Consider the following 19,627-nt stretch of genomic DNA (forward strand, 5'->3'; position numbering starts at 1 on the left):
GCTGCGTTGGATCCACATACCCGCCGGCACCGGCGGATAAACGTCAGTCTCCGGGCAAGTTGTCGGAGCGGCGGACCGGGAAGAAGTGGTGGTGGTACGCCCCGGTGCACTCGTAGATGGCGGTACCGACGCGACCGTCGCTTGTCTCGACGCTGACCTCGCTCAGCCCGCCGCCGACGGGGCCGTAGCGCTGCGCCCACCGGCCCGCCGTCGTGTCGATCGCGACCTTCTGCCCGTCCTCGAAGGCGAAGTCGACGTGGCCGGCGATGCCGGTGACCTGTTCGCCGTCGCGTTCATACGAGACGGCGTTGCCTGATTCGTCGATCCAGTCGAGGTCGTAGGAGAAGTCGGTGAGGGGGACGGGCGCGCCCCCGTCGGCCGGGCAAAAGGCGCCGTCGCGGAACACGAGCGAGCCGTCGGGCATCTCCCAGTTCCACACGCCGATCATCCCGTCGGGCAACTGGATCGCCAGCCACATCCACATCGGGCAGCGGGCGTGATCGCGGATACCCCACGAATGGTCGCGCTGGCCCCACCAGTTCTTGAGTTCGATGTCGCGGCCCTGGTGGCGCACGGTCCCGTTGAACCACCCGCTCTGGATCATGTGGCTCTGGTCCCAGATGGTTTCGTCGCGGTACTTCATCGTGCCGCGGCGCAAGGCGTAGTGCGGCGTGCGGGCGCTGAACGTGAGGTCGAGGGCGACGGGCGCGGCGGGGTCCTCGTCGACGTGGAGTTGCACGGTCTTGAACGGCTCGACGATGTCGATCTTGACCGGCCCGGCCACCAGCGCGTGGGGGTCGTCGCCGAGGTGGCGGACGTGGCGGCCCCACGTGTGGGCGTCGCCGATGCGGCCGAGTTGCAGCGCGTCCATCTCGCCCCGCGTCGGGAACGACGCCAGCGTCAGGATGACCACGTCGTCGAGTCGCTCGGGGTTGTGCACGATGAAGAACAGCGATTCGCGCCAGTGCGGATGATCCGTGAACGGCGTCGGGAACGGCTCGGGGATCTGGTGGCACAGGCCCTCGTCGAGAGCAGTGAGCTTGGGGCGAGGGATTTCGGTCACTTGTCGCTTTCTTCGTCGATCTCGAGCACAACGGCCGGCGTCACATGGTCGTCTACCACGACGACGTGCGCCGCTTCGTACTCGGCGCGGGCGGCTTCGGCCTCGGCGTGCGACTTCAGCATCGCCGCCTGTACGTCGCCCTCGACGTACTTGTGGGCGCTGTAGGCCACCATGCCGCCGACGAAGAACCACGGCGCGAGCACGCCGACACCCCAGCGCAAGCCGTGGGCGTCGGCGATCTTCGCCAGACCGAGCCCGTAGAACACCACGACGCCGAGCACGAGGAAGATGGCACCGAAGCTGAACGCCAGGCTGCGTTCGCGGGCGGGGCTCACCAACGCCTGGATGGCGGCGAGGGGCGCGGAGAACATGCCGATGATGTAGTTGGTCGCCATGGCGAACGCGAGCGACAGCGGGAGCCACGGCGACGCGGCGAACAGGGCCACACCTCCGCCGATGGCCGCCAGCACGATGCCGATGCGCTTGACGGGCACGCCCATTCCCTGGGCGAACCAGCCGGCGGTGCGCTTGCCGCCCTCTTGAATGCCAAGGTACGCGAACACCGCGGACACCGACCCGAGCGCCCCGCGCTCCATGACGCTCAGGTGGTACACCTTCTCGAAGTAGAGGGCGATATAGCCCACGAGCGGGATGATCCCGGCGCCGATGAAGACGGCGGCGACGAACGAGCGGCGCAGTGTCTTGACGCCCCACAGCACCTTGGCCGCTTCCCAGAACTTGGGCGGTAGCGCGAACTCGCGCAGTTCACCGCCGCCCACGTCCGTCGCGCCCCGCACCGGTTCGTCGAGGCGCGTGGCGATGATCGTGACGATGAGGACGGGGATGAACAGCAAGAAGAACGCGGCGCGCCAGCCGAACTGCCACGCGATCAGTCCGGCGACCGCGGGGGCGATGACAGCGGCCACCTGCACGGCGTTGGCGTGATTGGCGTACACCGTCGGACGGGCGTCAGGCGTGTAGTAGTCGGCCAGCAGCGAGTTGTGCACCGGCACGTTGGCCAGCAGGCCCACGCCGTTGCCGAAACGGGCGAAGGTCAACAGCGCGACGGTGCCGGCGATACCCGTCCCGAAACTGAAGATGCCGGCGACGATGCCCGAGTACACGACGAGGCGCGTGCGGTTGACGCGGTCGCCGAGGTAGCCGACGGGCACCGCGAGCAGCACGGTCACCGACACGTTGATGATGATCAGCTTGGTGAAGTCGTCGACCGAGAGGTGAAACGCATGGCGGATCTCGGGGGCCAGCGTGCCGAACGCGGAGGTGTCGAACTCGTCGAAGAAGTACAGCGCCGAGAGCACGACCAGCGGGAAGATGAGTTGACCCTTGGTGTCGCTTTCGAATTTGCGGCGTAGGTACGACAGCATTTCAAATCCCCCCGGTATCTGAAACGCTCAACCTAGCGCTAACGTTCGTCTGGAAACGGGGGGACCGACAAGGTGCGACGAGTGCGAGCAGTCGCAGTCGGCTGGGGGATTGCACTCACCGCCGGCGCGGTGGGAATGACACTGGGGCCCATCACGGGAGCCGGCGCGTCCGCGGCCACGAGCGAACCGAGCTTCGGTCATTCGTTCGCCCAGACGCTCCAGCTCGACCCGCGCACGGCCGGGTTGTCCTACGCCGTCACCTTCGGCGCCGCCCTGGCCGACCACACCAACAACGTCGCCCGCGCCCAGGCGCAGATGGTGAACTTCGGCGTCATCGGCACCGCGGCCACCACGGCGTCGTGCCCCAACTCCGAACCGCCGATCGACCCGAAGTACCTGCCGAAGCCAACGCGTGTCGACTCGCGCGAGCCCGGCGCCGAGGACGGCAAGACCACCAAGAACGGACCATTCGAGGAAGACGCCCGGGCGTCGTCGCGGCCATTCGCCGACGCGGCCTCGACCATCGCGCCGCTCGACCTCGCCGGCGTGATCACCTTCGCCAACTCGAAGGCGGAGTCGACCAGCGGCGTCGACACCGCGGGCCGGACCATCGCTACCGGGCAGGTCGACGTCGGTTCGGTCTCGCTGGTCAACGGCCTGGTGAAGTTGGAGGGCTTGCACTGGCGGTCGGCGTCCGAGCCGGGCAAGGCCGACCCGTCATCGAAGTTCTGGATCGACCGCGTCGCCATCGCGGGCGTCCCCGTGCCGCAGTCCGACGCCTTCGCCACGCTCGACCGCGTTAACACGGCACTCGCCCCGCTCGGTCTGGTGGTCTCGCTGCCGAAGATCCACACCGACAACGACACCACCTTCGTGGACCCGCTGCGCATCGGGATCGTGCCGAGCGCGACGCGCGACCAACTGGCGCGGCCGGTCATCAACGGCGCGCAGCCGGTGCGCCAGGCGGTGTTTCAATACCTGCTCGACCACACGCCGTGTGCGTACTCGCCGGCGTCGATCATCCTCGTCGCCGACGTGCTCACGCTGGCGGCCACCGGCGGCGGCTCGATGAACGTCAACATCGGCGGCACGCAGGCGCAGACGAAGGACCTGCCGCCCGTCACCGGCTTCGACTTCGCCGCCGGCGCGGCGCCGAGGACGAACGTGAGCGCGGCCGACATTGCGACCACGCCGCCGCCCGCCGAGTTCGTGTCGCCGCCGGCGTTGTACCTCGGTGATGCCCCGAAGGAGCCGCCGGGCCGGACGCGGGCCGCGCTGCCGGCGGTGCGCACCAAGCCGGCCGACAACGCCTGGTGGGTCGCGCTCGCCGTTATCGGGCTCGGTGCGGTGCTGGTCGAGGGTGAGTTGCGGCTGCGCCGCCGGCGCGAGGTCGCGTCGTGACTGCGCCGCGCTCGCCGCGGCCCACGAGCATCCTGCGCGGCTACGGGCCGTTCTTCATGCTGGCGATGCTCGTGCTGATGATGGCGGTGTTCGTGCCCTCAAAGGTCCAGTCGGTACGCGACCAGTCGCTGTCGGCCGACCAGGCGCCCGGAGACACCGGCAGCGACGTGACGGCGCCGGGCGAAACTGCCACCACCGTCGCCGGCGCCACCGGCAACGTCGCCGCCAAGGCGACGCCGCCGCGCACCAACCCGTGCACCGACCGTGCGCAGCAGATTCCGGGCGATCCGTACTCACCCCCGTGCGCCACCTTCAGCGGGAGCAACGGCGGCGCCACGACGCGAGGTGTCACCGGGACCGAGGTCCACCTTGCCATCCGGCAGACGTCGGACGCGTCGCTCGACGACGCCATCGCCGAAGTCGTCGGTACCGACATCGCCGACACACCCGACGACGTGAAGCGCACCCTCGACGTCCTCGCCGAGTACTTCAACAAGCACTTCCAGTTCTACGGACGCCACATCGTCCTCGACTACTTCCAAGGCCAGGGTTCGCTCGCCGCCGAACTGCTCGGCAACGGTCGTGACAAGGCCGAAGTCGACGCCACCCGGGTCGCTACCGAACTCAAGTCGTTCGCCGATCTCACCGCACTGACCGAGCCCTACGCCGACGCGCTGGCGCGCCAGAAGGTCATGAACTTCGGATCGCTCCTGATGTCGCGCGAGTGGTACACGCAGCGGCGGCCGTATTCGTGGAGCCCGCTGCCCGACTGCTCGACGGTGGTCGAGGACGCCACCGAGTACGTCCTCAAGCGCCTGTCGGGTGGCAACGCCGACCTCGCCGGCGGCGACATCAAAGGCAAGCCGCGGCGCATCACGATTATCGCCCCGGAGAACGCCTGGTACCAGGAGTGTGTCAAGGCGGCCGAAAAGGTCTTCGCCGCCGCCGGTCACCCTCTCGAGGTCGATCCGATCGCGTACCAGCTCGACATCTCGACGTTCTCCAACCAGGCCACGAACATCGTGGCCAAGCTGCGCAGTGAGAACGTCACGACGATCCTGTGCGGTTGCGATCCGATCTTTCCGATCTTCCTCTCAGGTGACGCATCGCGCGACAACTACTTCCCCGAGTTCGTGTCGGGGTACGAACTCGACATCGTCGGTCAGCTGTGGGACGCCGAGTTCACGAAGCACTCGTTCGGTATCAGCCCGCTCGGACCGAACGTGAGCCAGCCGCCGTACTCGACCATCGGGTACGCGGCGTACAAGTCGCTGCGCAGCGACGAGCCGGCGCACTCCGTCGACTCGCTGTACTACCAGATGTACCTCTTCGCCATCGGCGTGCAGCTGGCTGGGCCGAACTTGACGCCGGCCACGTTCGAGAAGGGCATGTTCACCTACGGCGATCACCTTGGGCCCGCGGGTTTGTGGAACTTCGGGCCCGGTGACTACACGCCGATGGACGACTTCCACGAGATCTACTGGGACCCGAACAAGATCTCGCCCTACAACTCCAAACCTGGTGCCTGGGCTGATCCGGAGCCGGGGAAGCGCTACCGCCACGGCGCGAATCAGATGACGCCCGGCCCGCCCAAGATCCCGCAGAGCTGACGGTGACGGGCGCGACGTCGCGACGCGGCCGGCTCGTCGCCGCGGTGCCGGTGCTGTACGCGCTGGCGTACGCACTCCCCGGAACGGGACCAAAGCTGGCGCGCACGGCGCCGCCGGCGGTGGTCGCCATCGGGGTGATCTTCGGGACCGTCACCGCCCTCGGCGCCATGGCGCTGATCCTGACGTATCGCAGCAACCGCTTCGTCAACTTCGCCTTCGGCTCCATGGGCAGCCTCGTCGGTGTACTGGCCATCGGGATGTACCGCCAGCACCACGTGCCGTTCTTCGTCGTGCTCCCGGTCGGCGTGGCGCTCGGCGCGGTGATGGGCGGCGCCGTCGAATACGTCGTGCTGCGCCGATTCCGCAACTCGTCGCGCCTCGTCCTCACCGTCGCGTCGATCGGATTGACCCAGGTGCTCGGCGGCTTCGAGATCATCGGGTCGCGCGCCATCAACTTCGTCTCGGTGACCGGCGCCTTCAAGGTGCCCCTCGGGCTGTCGATCGACCTCGGCGTCAAGACGCTGGGCGGCGACGAGATGCTCATCGTGATCGTGGCGCCCTTCGTGCTCGTCGGGCTGCTGTGGTTCCTGGCGCGCACCGATGTCGGCGTCGCAGTGCGCGCCGCGGCCGAGAACGAAAGCCGCGCCCTGCTACTTGGGGTCCCCGTGCGCCGCAACACGACGATCGTGTGGGTCCTCGTCGGTGGTCTCGCCACGCTGACGTTCATCCTCAAGGCGCCGTTCTCGGGGGTGACGCCCGGCGTGGCGAGCAACGGCCCGCAGGTGTTGCTGCCGGCGCTCGCCGCCGCGGTGGTCGCCCGCATGGACTCGTTGCCCACCGCCCTCGTCGCCGGCATCGGCCTCGGCATCCTCGAACAGGTCGTGCGCTGGAACTCGACGGGATCGCCGTCGGTCATCAACGTCGTGTTCCTCGTCGTCATCGTCGGCGCACTCGTACTCCAGCGCAACGCCTTCTCGCGGGCGACCGAGGGCGGCGAGGCGGCGTGGTCGGCGACGGGCCTCATCCGCCCGATCCCCGACGCGCTGCGCCGGCTGCCCGAGGTTCGCGTCGCCCGGGTGGCGTTGATCGTGGTGGCGGGTGCGGGACTCGTGTTCGTGCCCAAGCTGTGGTCGCCGAGCACGCAGCTGCTGGCGGCCTTCGCCATCGTGTGGGCCATCGTCGGCGTGTCGCTCGTGATGCTCACGGGCTGGGGCGGCAACATCAGTCTCGGCCAGTTCGGCGTCGTGGGCGCCGGCGCCATGGTGGCGGGCAACCTCATCGCTCGCAACAACATGGACCTGCTGTTCGTGCTGATCCTGTCGGGGTTGACCGGCGCCGTCGTGGCGCTGGTGATCGGACTGCCGGCGCTGCGCATACGCGGTCTGTTCCTGGCGGTGACCACGATCGCTTTCGCCGTCGCCCTCGACGGCTACTTCCTCAACCTCAACAACTTCCCGCAGTGGATTCCTTCGCAGGTACCCCGGCCCCTGCTCTTCGGCCGCTTCGACCTCGAGAACCAGTACACGATGTACTTGCTGTGCGTCGCCGTCCTCGGCGTGTGGCTCGTGGTGGCGGCCAACCTGCGCCGGGCGCGCACCGGCCGCAGCCTCATCGCCACACGCGACAACGAGCGCGCCGCGTCGGCGGCGTCGTTGTCGGTCGTTCGCCTGAAGCTGAGCGGCTTCATGCTCGCCGGCGCGGTTGCCGGCGTCGCCGGGGCGCTGCACGTGCAGCTGCTGCATAGCCTCAGCCCCGGCAGTTACCCGGTGACCGACAGCATCACCGTGTTCTCGACCACCGTGATCGGCGGCTTGGGCTCGCTCACGGGTGCGGTGACCGGCGTGCTGCTGTTCCGGTGGATCGAGTCGATTCAGGCGCTGGGGCAGCTGCGCCTCGTCGTCACCGGTGCCGGTCTGCTGTTCGTCCTCCTGGCCTTACCCGGAGGCATCGGCCAAGTCCTCGTCGCCGTGCGTGATCGCGCCCTGCGGGCGGTAGCGGCGCGCCGCGGGCTCGACGTGCCGGAGTTCGGCAACGCGCGCCTCGACGAGTCGTCCGCGCTGGCCGACACGCCGGTGCCGGCCGAGCCGACGCGTGCCGCGCGGCCGATCGTCGACCCGATCCTCGCATGCACCGGGCTCGACCTCGCCTACGGGCAGCGCCAAATCGTGTTCGACCTCGACTTCGCCGTCGGCCGCGGCGAGATGGTGGCGCTGCTCGGTACCAACGGTGCGGGCAAGTCGACGCTGCTCAAGGGGATCTCCGGTCTCCTGCCGCCGACAGGCGGGAGCGTGCACTACGACGGCGACGCGATTACGGGCGAGGCCGCGGATCGCACGACGAGGCGGGGCGTGTCGCTGATGCTCGGCGGCGCGTCCGTGTTCCCGACGCTCACCGTGGCCGACAACCTGCGCATGGCGACATGGCTGTTCCGCAAAGACGTGGCGCGCGTCGACGCCGCGCTGGCCGAGGCGTACGCGCTGTTCCCGGTTTTGGGGGAGCGCAAGCGGCAACTCGCCGGCGACTTGTCCGGCGGCGAGCAACAGATGCTGGCGCTCGCCGGCGCGCTCATGGGCCGGCCGCAACTGCTGATGATCGACGAACTCTCGCTCGGTCTCGCCCCAACGGTGGTCGCCGAGTTGCTCGACGTGGTGCGCGCCGTCCACGCCCGCGGCGTGACGGTCGTCATCGTCGAGCAGTCAGTCAACGTTGCCTTGGAGTTAGCCGAGCGCGCGGTGTTCATGGAGCGCGGCCAGATTCGTTTCGAGGGCAAGACGCGCGACCTGCTCGCTCGCCCTGACCTGTTGCGCTCGGTGTTCATCGCCGGCACCGCCGAGGTACCAGCTCGCACACGCGCGTCGGCGGCAACGTCCGCGGACGCCTCGGCACCGGCGCTCGAAGTCCGCGGCGTGGCCAAGCGCTACGGCGGCATCACGGCCGTCGACGACGTGGACTTCGTCGTGCAGCCCGGCGAGATCGTGGGCGTCATCGGCCACAACGGTGCGGGGAAGACGACGCTGATGGACTGCATCTCGGGCTTCACCCCGCTCGACGGGGGCACCATCCGCGTGGGGGGCGTCGAGGTGAACGAGACCGGGCCGCGCCAGCGCGCCGGGCTCGGGCTCGGGCGCTCGTTCCAAGAGGCCCGCCTGTTCCCGACGCTGACGGTGGCCGAGACCCTCGCCGTCGCCTGCGAGCGTCACGTGCGGTCGCGCAGCATTCTCGCCGACGCGCTGCAACTGCCGGCCGCCGTCGAGGCGCAGGTCGACGTGCACGCCACCGTCGAAGAACTCGTCGCCACGATGGGCCTGGCGCCCTACCGCGGCAAGCTCATCGGCGAGTTGTCGACCGGTACCCGCCGCGTTGTCGACCTCGCCTGCATTCTCGCCCAGCAGCCAGCCGTGGTCCTGCTCGACGAGCCGTCGAGTGGGGTGGCCCAGCGCGAAACCGAGGCGCTCGTCGGACTGCTCGAACGCGTGCGCGCCGAGACGGGCTGCGCCATGGTGATCATCGAACACGACATGCCGCTGCTGCGCGCCGTGTGCGACCGCATGGTGGCGCTCGAGCTGGGCCGCGTTATCGCCACCGGCACGCCCGAGGAGGTGCTGGCGCACCCGCGGGTGATCGAGTCGTACCTCGGTACGAACGCGGCGACGATTTCGCGGTCGGGAGCGCGCCGCAAGCCCGTACGATCCGGCGATGCCAAGCCCAAAGGTCGTGTACCCACCGGCACGACGCGCTGACGTCGTCGACGACTACCACGGCACCAAGGTCCCCGATCCGTACCGGTGGATGGAGGAACGCGACGACAACCCCGAGCTCGACGCGTGGCTGGCGGCGCAGGACGCGCTGTGCCAACCGTGGCTGGCCGCCTTGCCGGGACGGGACAAGTGGCGCGCCGCGCAAGCGCGGCTGCTGCCCGGCACGATCGGCCCGCCGGCCGTGCGCGGCGAGCGGTTGTACTTCAGCCGCCGCGAACCGGGCGAGCAGCACGCCAAGCTGTTCCTGCGCGAACCCGACGGCTCCGAGCGCGTGCTGTTCGATCCGATGGCCGAGGACGCGTCCGGACTCACCACGCTCGACGTGGTGTCGGTGTCGCCCGACGGCGATCGCATCGTCATCGGCGTCTCGTCGGGCGGCGACGAGGACACCGCTATTCGCGTGCTCGACGTTGCCACCCTCGCGGTGGTCGACGGACCGATCGAGCGCACGCGTTACACGTCGGTGGCGTGGCTGCCTGACGGCTCGGGTTTCTTCTACGTGCGACGGCTCACTCCCGAGCCGTTCAACCGTCGCGTGTGGCGCCACGTCGTCGGCGCGTCCGCCGACGACGATCAGCTCGTCTTCGGTGAAGGACGCGATCCGTCGACCTACTACAGCGTCGACCTGTCGAACGACGGCCGGTGGCTCCTCATCGCGGCGAGCATCGGGACCGAACCCCGCAACGATCTCTACATCGCCGACCTCGCCGGCGATGCGTCGGTCAGGCCCGTCGTCGAAGGCGTCGACGCCGAGACCTACGGCAGCGTGATCCTGGGCCGGCTGTACCTGCACACCTCTCTCGACGCGCCGAAGAAGCGGATGGTGGTGACCGATCCAACGCGCCCCGGGCCCGAGAACTGGACCGATGTCGTGCCCGAAAGCGACGGCGTCCTCGTTACCGCCGAACCGACCGAGGGCGGCATAGTCGTGGCCCGCGAACAGCACGCGGTGACGACGCTGGCCGTGCGCGATCCCGCCACCGGCGACGAGCGTGCCGTCGCTCTGCCCGGCGCCGGCACCGCGATGGTGATGGCCCAGCGCGATCACAGCGCCAACGCCTGGATCCACTACACCGACTTCGTCAACGCCGGCACGGTGTTGCACCTCGCGGTCGACACCGCGACGGCGACGACGTGGGCGACGACGCCCGGCGCATTGCCGCCGTCGTCGGACGTGCTCGTGCGCCAGCACACCTACCAGTCCCACGACGGCGTCGACGTGCGCATGTTCGTCATCGCCAAGGGCGACGCGTCGGTAGGTCCGCGCCCGACGATCCTCTACGGCTACGGCGGGTTCAACATTTCACTGTCGCCGGCGTACTCGTCGCTGATCCAGACCTGGGTCGACGCCGGCGGCGTGTACGCGTACGCCAACCTGCGCGGCGGCTCAGAAGAAGGCGAGGAGTGGCACCGTGCCGGCATGCGCGAGAACAAGCAGAACGTATTCGAGGACTTCATCGCGGCGGCGCGCTACCTGAAGGCCGAGGGGTGGACGACCACCGGACAACTAGGTATCTACGGCGGCTCGAACGGCGGTCTGCTCGTCGGCGCCACGCTCACGCAGTGGCCCGACGAGATGAGCGCCGTGATCTGCTCGGCGCCGCTGCTTGACATGCTGCGCTACGAACACTTCGGTCTCGGGATCACCTGGAACGACGAATACGGGACGGCCGACGACCCCGTCGAGTTCCAATGGCTCTACGGCTTCTCGCCATATCACAAGGTGCGCGCCGGCGTGGCCTACCCGTCCGTGCTGTTCACGTCGTTCGACAACGACTCGCGCACCGACGTCATGCACCCGCGCAAGATGTGCGCCGCGCTCCAGTTCGCCACATCATCGGACCCCGACGCCAAGCCGATCCTGTTCCGGCGCGAGGCCGACGTCGGCCACAGCGTCCGGTCGACCGAGCGCACCCTCGACCTCGGCGCCGACCAGCTCAGCTACTTCGCCCACCAGTTGGGACTAGCCCCGCCCCGCTAACCCCACGCCTTCTGTGAAGGAATTCCCGTGCTCCGCACGGAAATTCCTTCACAGAAGTGCGGCGGCGGTGAGTTCCGTCCGCAGCGAAGCGGCGTCGGTGAAGAGGATGGCGTTCCAACCGCACTCGCGGGCACCGGCGACGTTGGCGGCGTTGTCGTCGACGAACCACGTGCGCGCCGGCGTGAGGCCGAACTGTTCCGCCGTGTGTTCGTAGATCTCACGGCTCGGCTTGAGCAGCCCGACGGCGCCCGACACGACCACGCCGTCCAGCTCGGCGAACACCCGCTGCACCTCGGCCGAGCGCGGGGCGTTCTCCATCGACGAGTTGGTCAGCCCGAACACGCCCACGCCCCGCGCCTTGAGCTCGCGCACGATGGCGAGCACGTCGGCGTCGACCGCGCCCAGCGTCTCGAGCCAGCGCTCCTGGAAGACGGCGACTTCCTCGGCGTGGTTCGGGTGCGCGGCGGCCCAGCGCGCCGCCACGTCGTCGAAGGGCACGCCGCGGTCGAGCTCGGCGTTCCAGGCGTGAAAGTCGGCGCCCTCGACGAAGGCCGCGCTGACGACACGAAGCGGGTCCCACTCGATCAGCACATTGCCCAAGTCGAATACGACGGCGTCCATCTCGGTTAACACTAAGGAACCATGTGTGGGCGTTACGTATCGGCGACCGCGGCCTCGAAGCTGGCCGAAGAGTTCCACGTCGACGAGGTCGTCGCCGAGGATCTGGGCGAGCGCTACAACGTGGCGCCGACCCTCGACGTGTACACGATCGTCACCACCAAGGAAGGCCAGCGCCGCATGGGCGCACTGCGGTGGGGACTCGTGCCCGGCTTCGCCAAGGACGAGTCGATCGGCAATCGCATGATCAACCTGCGCGCCGAGACCGTCACGTCGAAGGGCGGGTTCCGGCGCCTGCTCGACCGGCGGCGCTGCATCGTGCCCGCCGACGGCTTCTACGAATGGCAGAAGCCGGAGAAGCAGCCGTTCTACATCACCTCCGCCGACGGCGGCCCGCTCGCCTTCGCCGCGCTGTGGGACGTGTGGAAGCCGAAGGACCTGCGCACCGTCACCTTGATCACCGGTGAACCCAACGACCTCGTCGCCAAGATCCACGACCGCATGGTGGTGTGCCTCCCCGAAGAGGCGTGGGACCCGTGGCTCGACCCGACCGTCGGCGCCGAAGAAGCGGCGAAGCTGCTCGTGCCGCTCCCGTCAGAGAAGATGCGCGCCTATCCCGTCACCAAACTCGTGAGCAACGTGAAGAACGAAGGCCCCGAACTCCTCGAGCCCCTCGCCGGCCACTAGCCCCTTACCGATTCGTGGTCGGGGTCAGATGGCGGCGGCCGCTTGGAAGCGAGACCACACGTCGGGCTCGCCGAAGACGGCGACGCCCACCTCTTCGGGGTCGACGCGCCCCCAGATCGTGAGCAGCAGGTCGCTCGCCTCGCCGGTGAGCGCCACGTCGCCCTTGCCGTGTTCGCGGGTGACGGCGGGCGCGTGGTCACCGCAGCGCACGAGCCACTCACCTGCAGCGTCGCCGGCGGCGTGGAGGTGGATCGTGAGCTCCCCGATGCGAATCGGTGTGCGCCCGTCGACGCGGGGGACGAACAGGTCGAAGTACTCGTCGATGCCGTCGACGGCGATCGCCGGATCGAGCGCCTCGGCGACGCCGGTCGCCGCCATCTCGGCGTCATAGCGGTGGACGGCGAGTTCGTGCGCCTGCCGGCGCACCCACGTGCCGATCGTCTGCGGGGCGTTGGGGAAGAACGTCCAGCACGCTTCGTCGTCGGGACGAGCGCGCAGCGCCGCTTCGAGCGCCGCCGCGCCTTCGGCGAACCAGTCGGCGAACCGCGCGCGATCTTCGGGCGCGCTCGGCCAGCCGCCCGTCGGTTTGCCGCCGCTCTCGATGCCGGCGGTGATGTAGCGCTGCAGCGTGCCGAGGTGTTCGACGAGCGCGCCGAGATCCCACTCGGGGCAACCGTCGACGGGCTGGGTCAGATCGCCGCCGGCGCGCACCGCCGCTTCGAACAGTTCGGCGTCGCGGTGCAACGAGTCGAGGAACTGCTCACGGCTAGGCACGCAGCGCCTCCACCACCGCATCATGCAGCACGCCGTTGGTGGCGATGCAGGATCCACCGCCCGGACCGGGGTTGCCGGCGAGATCGCTGAAGCGCCCGCCCGCCGCTTCGACGATGACCGACGAAGCCGCGAGATCCCACAGCGTCACCTCGGGCTCGACGGCGATGTCGACGGCGCCCTCGGCCACGAGCATGTGCGACCAGAAGTCGCCAAAGCCGCGCGTGCGCGCGCAGCGCGCCACCAGCGCGTCGAAGGCGTCACCGCGTGCGGGGCCGTGCTGCCGGAACGTGGTGTAGCTGTCCGACGACAGGAACGCCTCCTCGATCGTCGCGGTGTCGCTGACGTGGATCGCCTCGCCGTTGCGCCACGCGCCCTCGCCGCGCACGCCCCACCACCGGTAGCCGAGGGCGGGCGCCGACACGACACCGACTTCGAGCGCGCCGTCGCATTCGAGCGCGATCAGCGTCGCCCACACCGGCACGCCGCGCACGTAGTTCTTGGTGCCGTCGATCGGGTCGATCACGAAACGCGTGCCGCCGCTGCTCGCCTCGAGCACGCCGAACTCTTCGCCGATGATGCCGCTGTCGCTGTGCTTCTTCGAGATGAGCTTGCGCAGCTTCTCCTCGACCTCGCGGTCGGCGACGGACACCGGCGTGTCGTCGGGTTTCGCCTCGACGGGCAGGTCCTTGGCGCGGAACCACTTGGTCGAGATCTTGTCGGCCGCGTCGGCCAGCGAGAGCACGAAGTCGAGTTCGGAATGGGCCACGGCCCTGAAAACTACGCCAGGCTGGAGGCGTTGAGCGCCGCTCGCACCGTGTCGGCGACGCCGGGGCCGTCGAGACCCAGGCGCGACAGGATGGCGTCGGCTTTGGCCTGCGGGATGTACTCGTCGGGCACGCCGAGCGTGATCACCGTCGGTGCGCCGGCGCCGCCCAGCGCGTCGAGCGCGGTGGCGATCGACGAACCGATGCCGCCGGTGCGGAAACCGTCTTCGACGGTGACGACGACGCTGTGCACGACCGCGTCGGCGAGCATCGCCGGGTCGAGCGGCTTGACGACGCGGGGGTCCCACACCGTCGCCTCGATGCCGTCTTCGGCGAGGAGGTCGGCGGCGGACAGCGCGGCGGCGAGCATCTTGCCGACGCCGATGATGGCGACCTGACGCGACTCGCCCGAGCGCCACCGCTTGGCCTCGAGGCCGGAGCCGACGTCGGACGCGTCGACCTGACGGGCGACGCCCTTGGGGAAGCGGATCACGCACGGGCCGTCGAGTGACAGCGCGGTCTTGAGCATCGTCGGCACTTCCTGCACCGACGACGGGGCGAACATCGTCATGCCCGGGATCGTCTGGCACAGCACCATGTCGAGCACGCCGTGGTGCGACGGCCCGTCGTCGCCGGTGATGCCGGCGCGGTCGAGGGCGAACACCACCGGCAGGCCGTGCAGGCCGACGTCGAGGTTCGCCTGGTCGAAGGCGCGGCTGAAGAACGTCGAGTACAGCGCGACGACGGGACGCAGCCCGCCCATGGCGAGGCCCGCCGCCATCGTCACCGCGTGCTGCTCGGCGATGCCCACGTCGAAGTAGCGATCGGGGAACTGGGCCTGGAACGGCAGCAGACCCGTCGGGCCCGGCATCGCTGCGGTGATCGCCATCACCTGCGGGTGGTCCTTGGCTTCGGCGACGATCGCGTCGGCGAAAGCCTGCGTGTAGGGATGCAGCGTCGACTCGCCCGGCCCCGTCGCGACGTCAAAGGTCGGCGCGTCGTGCAGGCACTTCTCGTCGTCGTCCTCCGCGGGCGGGTAGCCGCGGCCCTTCTGCGTGAGCACGTGCACGACGATCGGCCCGTCGAAGTCGGCGGCGTTGTGCAGCGCCTCTTCGAGCAGGGCGACGTCGTGGCCGTCGATGGGGCCGACGTAGCGCACACCGAGCGCTTCGAAGAACACGACTGGTTCTGCGACCTCGCGCATCGCGGCGGTGACGCCCTTCCACGCCTTGGCCATGTACTGACCGAACACCGGCAGCTCGCCCGCCATCTGCTCGCCGAAGCGACGGAGGCTCAGGTACTGCGGGTTGAGACGCAGGCGCGACACGCTCTCGCTCAGCGTCGACACCGTCGGCGCGTACGACCGGCCGTTGTCGTTGAGCACGATCACGCACCGGGTGCCGGAGTGGCCGAGGTTGTTGAGCGCCTCATACGCCATGCCGCCCGTCATCGAGCCGTCGCCGATGATCGAAACGACGCGCCGGTCCGTCGACCCGCTGCGCGCCACCGACGCGGCCAGGCCGTGGGCGTAGCTCAGGATCGTCGACGCGTGACTGTTCTCGACCCAGTCGTGCTCGGATTCGGCGCGGTTGGGGTAGCCCGACAGCCCGCCCTCCTGGCGCAGGTGTTCGAACATCTTCGCCCGGCCGGTGACGATCTTGTGCGCGTAGGCCTGGTGGCCGGTGTCCCACAGGATGATGTCGCGGGGTGAGTCGAACACCCGGTGGATGGCAAGGGTCAACTCGACGGCGCCGAGGTTCGAACCGAGGTGGCCACCGGTGACGGAAACGGCCTCGACGATGAACTGGCGGATCTCGGCGGCGAGGTCGTTCACCTCGGCCAACGACAGCTGCTTCAGGTCGGCCGGGGAGTTCACGCGCTCGATCAACATTGCCCGCTCACGATACCCCGCACGCCCTAAAAGTCCCGCTCAGCGACGAAACGGGCGAGGGCGTCCAACTCGTCCCGGGCCTCGGGGGTGATCGGGGCGACGGCCAGGGCGGCGAGGGCGGCGTCGACCAGCATCTCGACGCGGCGCTCGGTCTCGGCCCGCGCGCCCGTGCGTTCGAAGATCTCCTGGAGCGCCGTCACCTCGTCGGGCGACAGGTCGGGCGCGCCGTACCGGCTTGCCAGGAGGGCGGCGTCGTCGTCGGTCGCCGCGTCGCGGGCCAGGGCGAACATCGTGGTGGGCTTACCCTCCCGGAGGTCCTCGCCAACAGGTTTGCCGGTGAGCGCCGCGTCGCCGAAGGTGCCGAGCAGGTCGTCGCGCAACTGGAAGGCCTCGCCGAGCGGATCGCCATAGGCGGTGAGGGCCCCGGCGAGGTCGAGTCGTTGGGCCAGCGCCGCGCCGAGGTGCAGCGGTCGTTCGACGGTGTACTTGCCCGACTTGTAGCGGCAGATGGTGCGGGCGGTGTCGACCGACACGTCGCCCCGCGCCGTGCCGACGAGGTCGAGGTACTGGCCGACGTTGACCTCGAGACGCAATTCGTTGAACACGTCGATCGCCGCGGGCGGCGCGCCCCGCAGCATCTGGTCGGCGTAGACGAATGCGAGGTCGCCCACGAGGATGGCGGCGCCCTCGCCGAAGCGACGCGTCTCGCCGCGCCACGTGCGGTCGCGATGCGCGCCCTCGAACTGCACGTGCACCGTCGCGTTGCCGCGGCGTCGCTTGGAGTTGTCCATCACGTCGTCGTGGATGAGGGCGAACGTGTGGAGCAGTTCGAGTCCGGCGCCGGCGTCGATGACGGACGGGTCGGCCTCGTCGCCGCCGGCGCCGACGAAGGCCCACAGGCAAAAGGCGGGACGCAGCCGTTTGCCGCCGGCGAGCACGAACTCGCGCAGCGAGCGGAGCGGTTCGAGCAGGGCGTCGTCGACGGCAGCCCAGCGTGCGATCTCACCGTCGAGGACTTCCTCGATCCGGGCGTCGACCCGCTTGGCGATCTCGCCCAGGCTCGAGGGCGCCTCCTGCATCACGTCAGTTTACGATCGACGACGTGGCATCTCCCAAGGCGACTGGTCGCGCCGCGGTTCAGAGCTTCCGGCGCAGCGTGGCCAAGAAGCTGGTCGAGACGCTGCGCGAGCGCGACCCCGACGTGCTCGACGGGTTGATGGACTCGGGCCTGGTCAGTCGCGACTTCGTCGACGAGCCCGACGCCGGTGCGCCGTTCCGGACCGCACCACCCCTCGACGTCGTCGAGCGCCTGCTCGAGCGCTCCATCGAGCGCAAGCCGTCGCTGATCGCCGCGCTCGGTCTGAGCACGATCCAGTTGCTGTCGAACAAGGGCGAGGAGGAGGAAGGCGCGGCGGGGACGACAACCCGGCTCACCGTGGCCTTCACCGACCTCGAGGGCTTCACCCGCTTCACCGAACGCAACGGCGACGACGTGGCGAGCCTGCTCATCGTCGAGCACCACCGCACGGTGGGCCCGATCGTGCGCAGTCGCGGCGGCCGGATCGTCAAGCGCATCGGCGACGGCCTGCTGCTGACGTTCCCTGAACCCGAGGCGGGCGTGCTGGCCTGCCTCGAACTTGTCGCGTCGCCGCCGGCGCCGCTGCGGCTGCGCGCCGGGTTGCACGTGGGCGACGTCGTCGTCACCCGCGACGACGTGGTCGGACACGTCGTCAACGTCGCCGCGCGCGTCACTGAGTCGGCCAAGGGCGGCGAAGTGGTCGTGACCGGCGACATCCGCGCCGCCGTGGGCGACGGTTTGCCGCGCGTCGCGTTCGGCCGGGCGCGGCGCAAGTCGTTCAAAGGACTCGTCGAGCCGATCCCCGTCTGCAAGGTGACGCAGTCGGCATAGAGTCGGCTCATGGCACTTCAGGACATTCCGCTCAAGACGCTGCACGGCGAGGACACGTCGCTGGCTGATCACGCCGGTAAGGCGCTGCTGATCGTCAACGTCGCCAGCAAGTGCGGCCTCACGCCGCAGTACACCGGCCTTGAGGCGATGCACGAGAAGTACAAAGACCGCGGTTTCTCCGTCATCGGCGTGCCGTGCAACCAGTTCGGCGGCCAGGAGCCGGGCTCGGCCGACGAGATCGAGACGTTCTGCTCGACGAGCTACGGCGTCACCTTCCCGCTGCTGGAGAAGGTCGACGTCAACGGCGAGAACCAGCACCCGCTCTACGCCGAATTGACGCAGGTCGCCGATGCTGAGGGGAAGGCCGGTGACGTCGTGTGGAATTTCGAGAAGTTCCTCGTCACGCCCGACGGGTCGGTGACGCGCTTCCGCCCGCTGGTCACGCCCGAAGACGACGACCTCGTGAAGGCCGTCGAAGCGGCGCTGCCCAACTAGTCCACAGGCGCGAAGAAGGGCGCCGGTGGGGGGATACCAGGCGCCCTTCTTCTGACCTTGGGGGAGGGGTTGCTTCGTTGCAACCGTCCCCGCGGCGTTCGTATTCCGAACTAGGAGGCGGCGGCGGCCGGCGCGGCCGGTGCCTTCTTGGCCGCCGGCTTCGGCGCCTTCTTGGCCTCGCGCAGCGAGAACGCCTTGGTGGCCTCGAGGGCGACGGCCTTGGCGCTCTTGAGCAGTTCGGCGCTCAGCTCGAAGGCCTTCTCGACGACGTCGTGCGCCGTCGGGAGGTTGTCGATGCCGCGCACGTTGTCGAGCTTCGGCAAGACGGGCTGCACGCGCTCGCTGACGGCCTTGATGGCGTCGATGGCGAACTCCTGAGCCTGCTTGACGGTCTTCAGCGTGCGGGCGTTGAACTCGTCTTGAATCGTCGTGGGGGTCATGCGCTAACTATAGTTAGCAAACGCTAACTCTGTCAAGCCCCCTCCGCGCACTTTCTAGGTCAGCCGGAGCGGGTGGAGATGCCGCCGTCGCAGGCGATGACGGCGCCGGTGAGGTAGGCGCCGGCGCGCGACGACAGGAAGATCGCCAGGCCGGCGACGTCTTCGGGCGTGCCGATGCGGCCCATCGGCACCCCGCGGGCGACGGCTTCCTCGCCGCCGTCGGCGTCGAGGATGAACGCCATCATCTTCGAATAGAACGGCCCGGGGGCGATGGCGTTGACCGTGATGTGGTCGCCCGTGAGGTTGTGCGCCATCTGGCGGGTGAGGTGGTGAACCGCCGCCTTGCTCGCGGCGTACGCGTAGTTCTGCGTGCTGGGCACGTTGATGCCGTCGACCGAACCGATGTTGATCACGCGTGCCGGGTCGTCAGCGGTCGCGGCGGCGCGCAACTGGGGCAGCAGCTTCGACGTGAGCTGGAACAGTCCCTTCACGTTGATGTCGAGCACCTTGTCCCACGCTTCGTCGGGGAAGTCCTCGATCGACGCGCCCCACGTGGCGCCGGCGTTGTTGACGAGAATGTCGACCTTCGGGGTGCGCTCGGCGATGATCGCGGCGAACGCCTTGGCGCCCTCTTCACCCGCCACGTTGAACGGGATCGACACGCACTTGCCCGGTCCCATCTCGTTGAGCTCCGCCGCCGCCTCGTCGCACGCCTCGGCCTTGCGCGCGGTGATGTACACGTCGGCGCCCGCGCTCACGAAGCCCTCCGCGATCATCCGCCCGATCCCGCGACTTCCCCCCGTCACGACCGCCGTCTTGCCGGCGATCGAGAACAGCCCGTTGATATCCAT

General features: G+C 69.1%; 16 protein-coding genes. 7 read left to right on the plus strand and 9 right to left on the minus strand.

Translation table 11 applies throughout. The annotated features are described in order from the left end of the window. Nucleotides 1-43: 43 nt before the first annotated feature. Nucleotides 44-1,063, minus strand: a complete 1,020-nt coding sequence (locus VHC63_10715) for a hypothetical protein (protein ID HVV37064.1) — start codon at nt 1,061-1,063, stop codon at nt 44-46. Continuing rightward, a complete protein-coding gene (locus VHC63_10720; protein HVV37065.1) occupies nt 1,060-2,448 on the minus strand; it encodes an MFS transporter in 1,389 nt (462 codons plus the stop codon). The genes VHC63_10715 and VHC63_10720 overlap by 4 nt, the downstream gene beginning before the upstream one ends. Before the next feature lie 81 nt (nt 2,449-2,529). Here VHC63_10720 and VHC63_10725 point away from each other — a divergent pair, with 81 nt between their 5' ends. The 4 genes from VHC63_10725 to VHC63_10740 are packed head-to-tail and all read left to right on the plus strand — an operon-like array spanning nt 2,530 to nt 11,198. After that, nucleotides 2,530-3,849 carry a hypothetical protein gene (locus tag VHC63_10725; GenBank protein ID HVV37066.1) on the plus strand — a complete coding sequence of 440 codons (1,320 nt, stop codon included), beginning with the start codon at nt 2,530-2,532 and terminating at the stop codon, nt 3,847-3,849. Further along, a complete protein-coding gene (locus tag VHC63_10730) occupies nt 3,846-5,459 on the plus strand; it encodes a hypothetical protein (GenBank protein HVV37067.1) in 1,614 nt (537 codons plus the stop codon). The genes VHC63_10725 and VHC63_10730 overlap by 4 nt, the downstream gene beginning before the upstream one ends. A 2-nt stretch (nt 5,460-5,461) precedes the next feature. Next, nucleotides 5,462-9,199 (plus strand): ATP-binding cassette domain-containing protein, encoded by a 3,738-nt coding sequence (locus VHC63_10735; protein ID HVV37068.1) that lies wholly within the window; start codon nt 5,462-5,464, stop codon nt 9,197-9,199. Then, on the plus strand, nt 9,156-11,198 hold the full coding sequence (locus VHC63_10740; GenBank protein HVV37069.1) for a prolyl oligopeptidase family serine peptidase: 2,043 nt from the start codon (nt 9,156-9,158) through the stop codon (nt 11,196-11,198). Before VHC63_10735 ends, VHC63_10740 begins: the two co-directional genes overlap by 44 nt. A gap of 48 nt (nt 11,199-11,246) precedes the next feature. Here VHC63_10740 and VHC63_10745 read toward each other — a convergent pair whose 3' ends face one another. After that, nucleotides 11,247-11,819: an HAD family phosphatase gene (locus VHC63_10745; GenBank protein HVV37070.1), complete on the minus strand. Its 573-nt coding sequence runs from the start codon at nt 11,817-11,819 to the stop codon at nt 11,247-11,249. A 21-nt stretch (nt 11,820-11,840) separates the two neighbouring features. Here VHC63_10745 and VHC63_10750 point away from each other — a divergent pair, with 21 nt between their 5' ends. Then, nucleotides 11,841-12,503: an SOS response-associated peptidase gene (locus VHC63_10750; GenBank protein HVV37071.1), complete on the plus strand. Its 663-nt coding sequence runs from the start codon at nt 11,841-11,843 to the stop codon at nt 12,501-12,503. Between the two features lie 24 nt (nt 12,504-12,527). On the opposite strand, the gene VHC63_10755 is transcribed toward VHC63_10750, so the two are convergent. From VHC63_10755 to VHC63_10770, 4 genes are read right to left on the minus strand one after another with little or no spacing between them, the layout of a single operon-like run. Then, the gene (locus VHC63_10755) at nt 12,528-13,277 is read right to left on the minus strand and encodes a maleylpyruvate isomerase N-terminal domain-containing protein (protein ID HVV37072.1); all 750 of its coding nucleotides are present in this window, start codon (nt 13,275-13,277) and stop codon (nt 12,528-12,530) included. Beyond that, nucleotides 13,270-14,043, minus strand: a complete 774-nt coding sequence (locus VHC63_10760) for an inositol monophosphatase family protein (GenBank protein HVV37073.1) — start codon at nt 14,041-14,043, stop codon at nt 13,270-13,272. Before VHC63_10760 ends, VHC63_10755 begins: the two co-directional genes overlap by 8 nt. Before the next feature lie 11 nt (nt 14,044-14,054). Further along, nucleotides 14,055-15,932 carry a 1-deoxy-D-xylulose-5-phosphate synthase gene (gene dxs / locus VHC63_10765; GenBank protein ID HVV37074.1) on the minus strand — a complete coding sequence of 626 codons (1,878 nt, stop codon included), beginning with the start codon at nt 15,930-15,932 and terminating at the stop codon, nt 14,055-14,057. A 26-nt stretch (nt 15,933-15,958) separates the two neighbouring features. After that, nucleotides 15,959-17,011: a polyprenyl synthetase family protein gene (locus tag VHC63_10770; GenBank protein HVV37075.1), complete on the minus strand. Its 1,053-nt coding sequence runs from the start codon at nt 17,009-17,011 to the stop codon at nt 15,959-15,961. 23 nt (nt 17,012-17,034) lie between these two features. Between VHC63_10770 and VHC63_10775 the strand changes: the two genes are divergently transcribed. Further along, nucleotides 17,035-17,841, plus strand: coding sequence for an adenylate/guanylate cyclase domain-containing protein (locus tag VHC63_10775; protein ID HVV37076.1), 807 nt, complete (start codon nt 17,035-17,037; stop codon nt 17,839-17,841). A 9-nt stretch (nt 17,842-17,850) separates the two neighbouring features. Beyond that, a complete protein-coding gene (locus tag VHC63_10780) occupies nt 17,851-18,336 on the plus strand; it encodes a glutathione peroxidase (protein ID HVV37077.1) in 486 nt (161 codons plus the stop codon). 110 nt (nt 18,337-18,446) lie between these two features. Here the strand turns inward: VHC63_10780 and VHC63_10785 are convergent, their stop codons facing one another. Together VHC63_10785 and VHC63_10790 are read right to left on the minus strand one after the other, a co-directional pair. Continuing rightward, a complete protein-coding gene (locus tag VHC63_10785) occupies nt 18,447-18,776 on the minus strand; it encodes a hypothetical protein (GenBank protein ID HVV37078.1) in 330 nt (109 codons plus the stop codon). A gap of 59 nt (nt 18,777-18,835) precedes the next feature. Continuing rightward, on the minus strand, nt 18,836-19,627 hold the full coding sequence (locus tag VHC63_10790) for an SDR family oxidoreductase (GenBank protein ID HVV37079.1): 792 nt from the start codon (nt 19,625-19,627) through the stop codon (nt 18,836-18,838).

Source organism: Acidimicrobiales bacterium (genome assembly GCA_035546775.1).
Classification (GTDB): domain Bacteria; phylum Actinomycetota; class Acidimicrobiia; order Acidimicrobiales; family JACCXE01; genus JACCXE01.

Bases quoted from the DNA above. Each gene is read 5' to 3' on its own strand.
- VHC63_10720 (HVV37065.1), bottom strand. From the start codon at position 2,448: ATGCTGTCGTACCTACGCCGCAAATTCGAAAGCGACACCAAGGGTCAA.
- VHC63_10740 (HVV37069.1), top strand. From the start codon at position 9,156: ATGCCAAGCCCAAAGGTCGTGTACCCACCGGCACGACGCGCTGACGTC.
- VHC63_10745 (HVV37070.1), bottom strand. From the start codon at position 11,819: ATGGACGCCGTCGTATTCGACTTGGGCAATGTGCTGATCGAGTGGGAC.
- VHC63_10750 (HVV37071.1), top strand. From the start codon at position 11,841: ATGTGTGGGCGTTACGTATCGGCGACCGCGGCCTCGAAGCTGGCCGAA.
- dxs (HVV37074.1), bottom strand. From the start codon at position 15,932: ATGTTGATCGAGCGCGTGAACTCCCCGGCCGACCTGAAGCAGCTGTCG.
- VHC63_10770 (HVV37075.1), bottom strand. From the start codon at position 17,011: ATGCAGGAGGCGCCCTCGAGCCTGGGCGAGATCGCCAAGCGGGTCGAC.
- VHC63_10780 (HVV37077.1), top strand. From the start codon at position 17,851: ATGGCACTTCAGGACATTCCGCTCAAGACGCTGCACGGCGAGGACACG.
- VHC63_10785 (HVV37078.1), bottom strand. From the start codon at position 18,776: ATGACCCCCACGACGATTCAAGACGAGTTCAACGCCCGCACGCTGAAG.
- VHC63_10790 (HVV37079.1), bottom strand. From the start codon at position 19,627: ATGGATATCAACGGGCTGTTCTCGATCGCCGGCAAGACGGCGGTCGTG.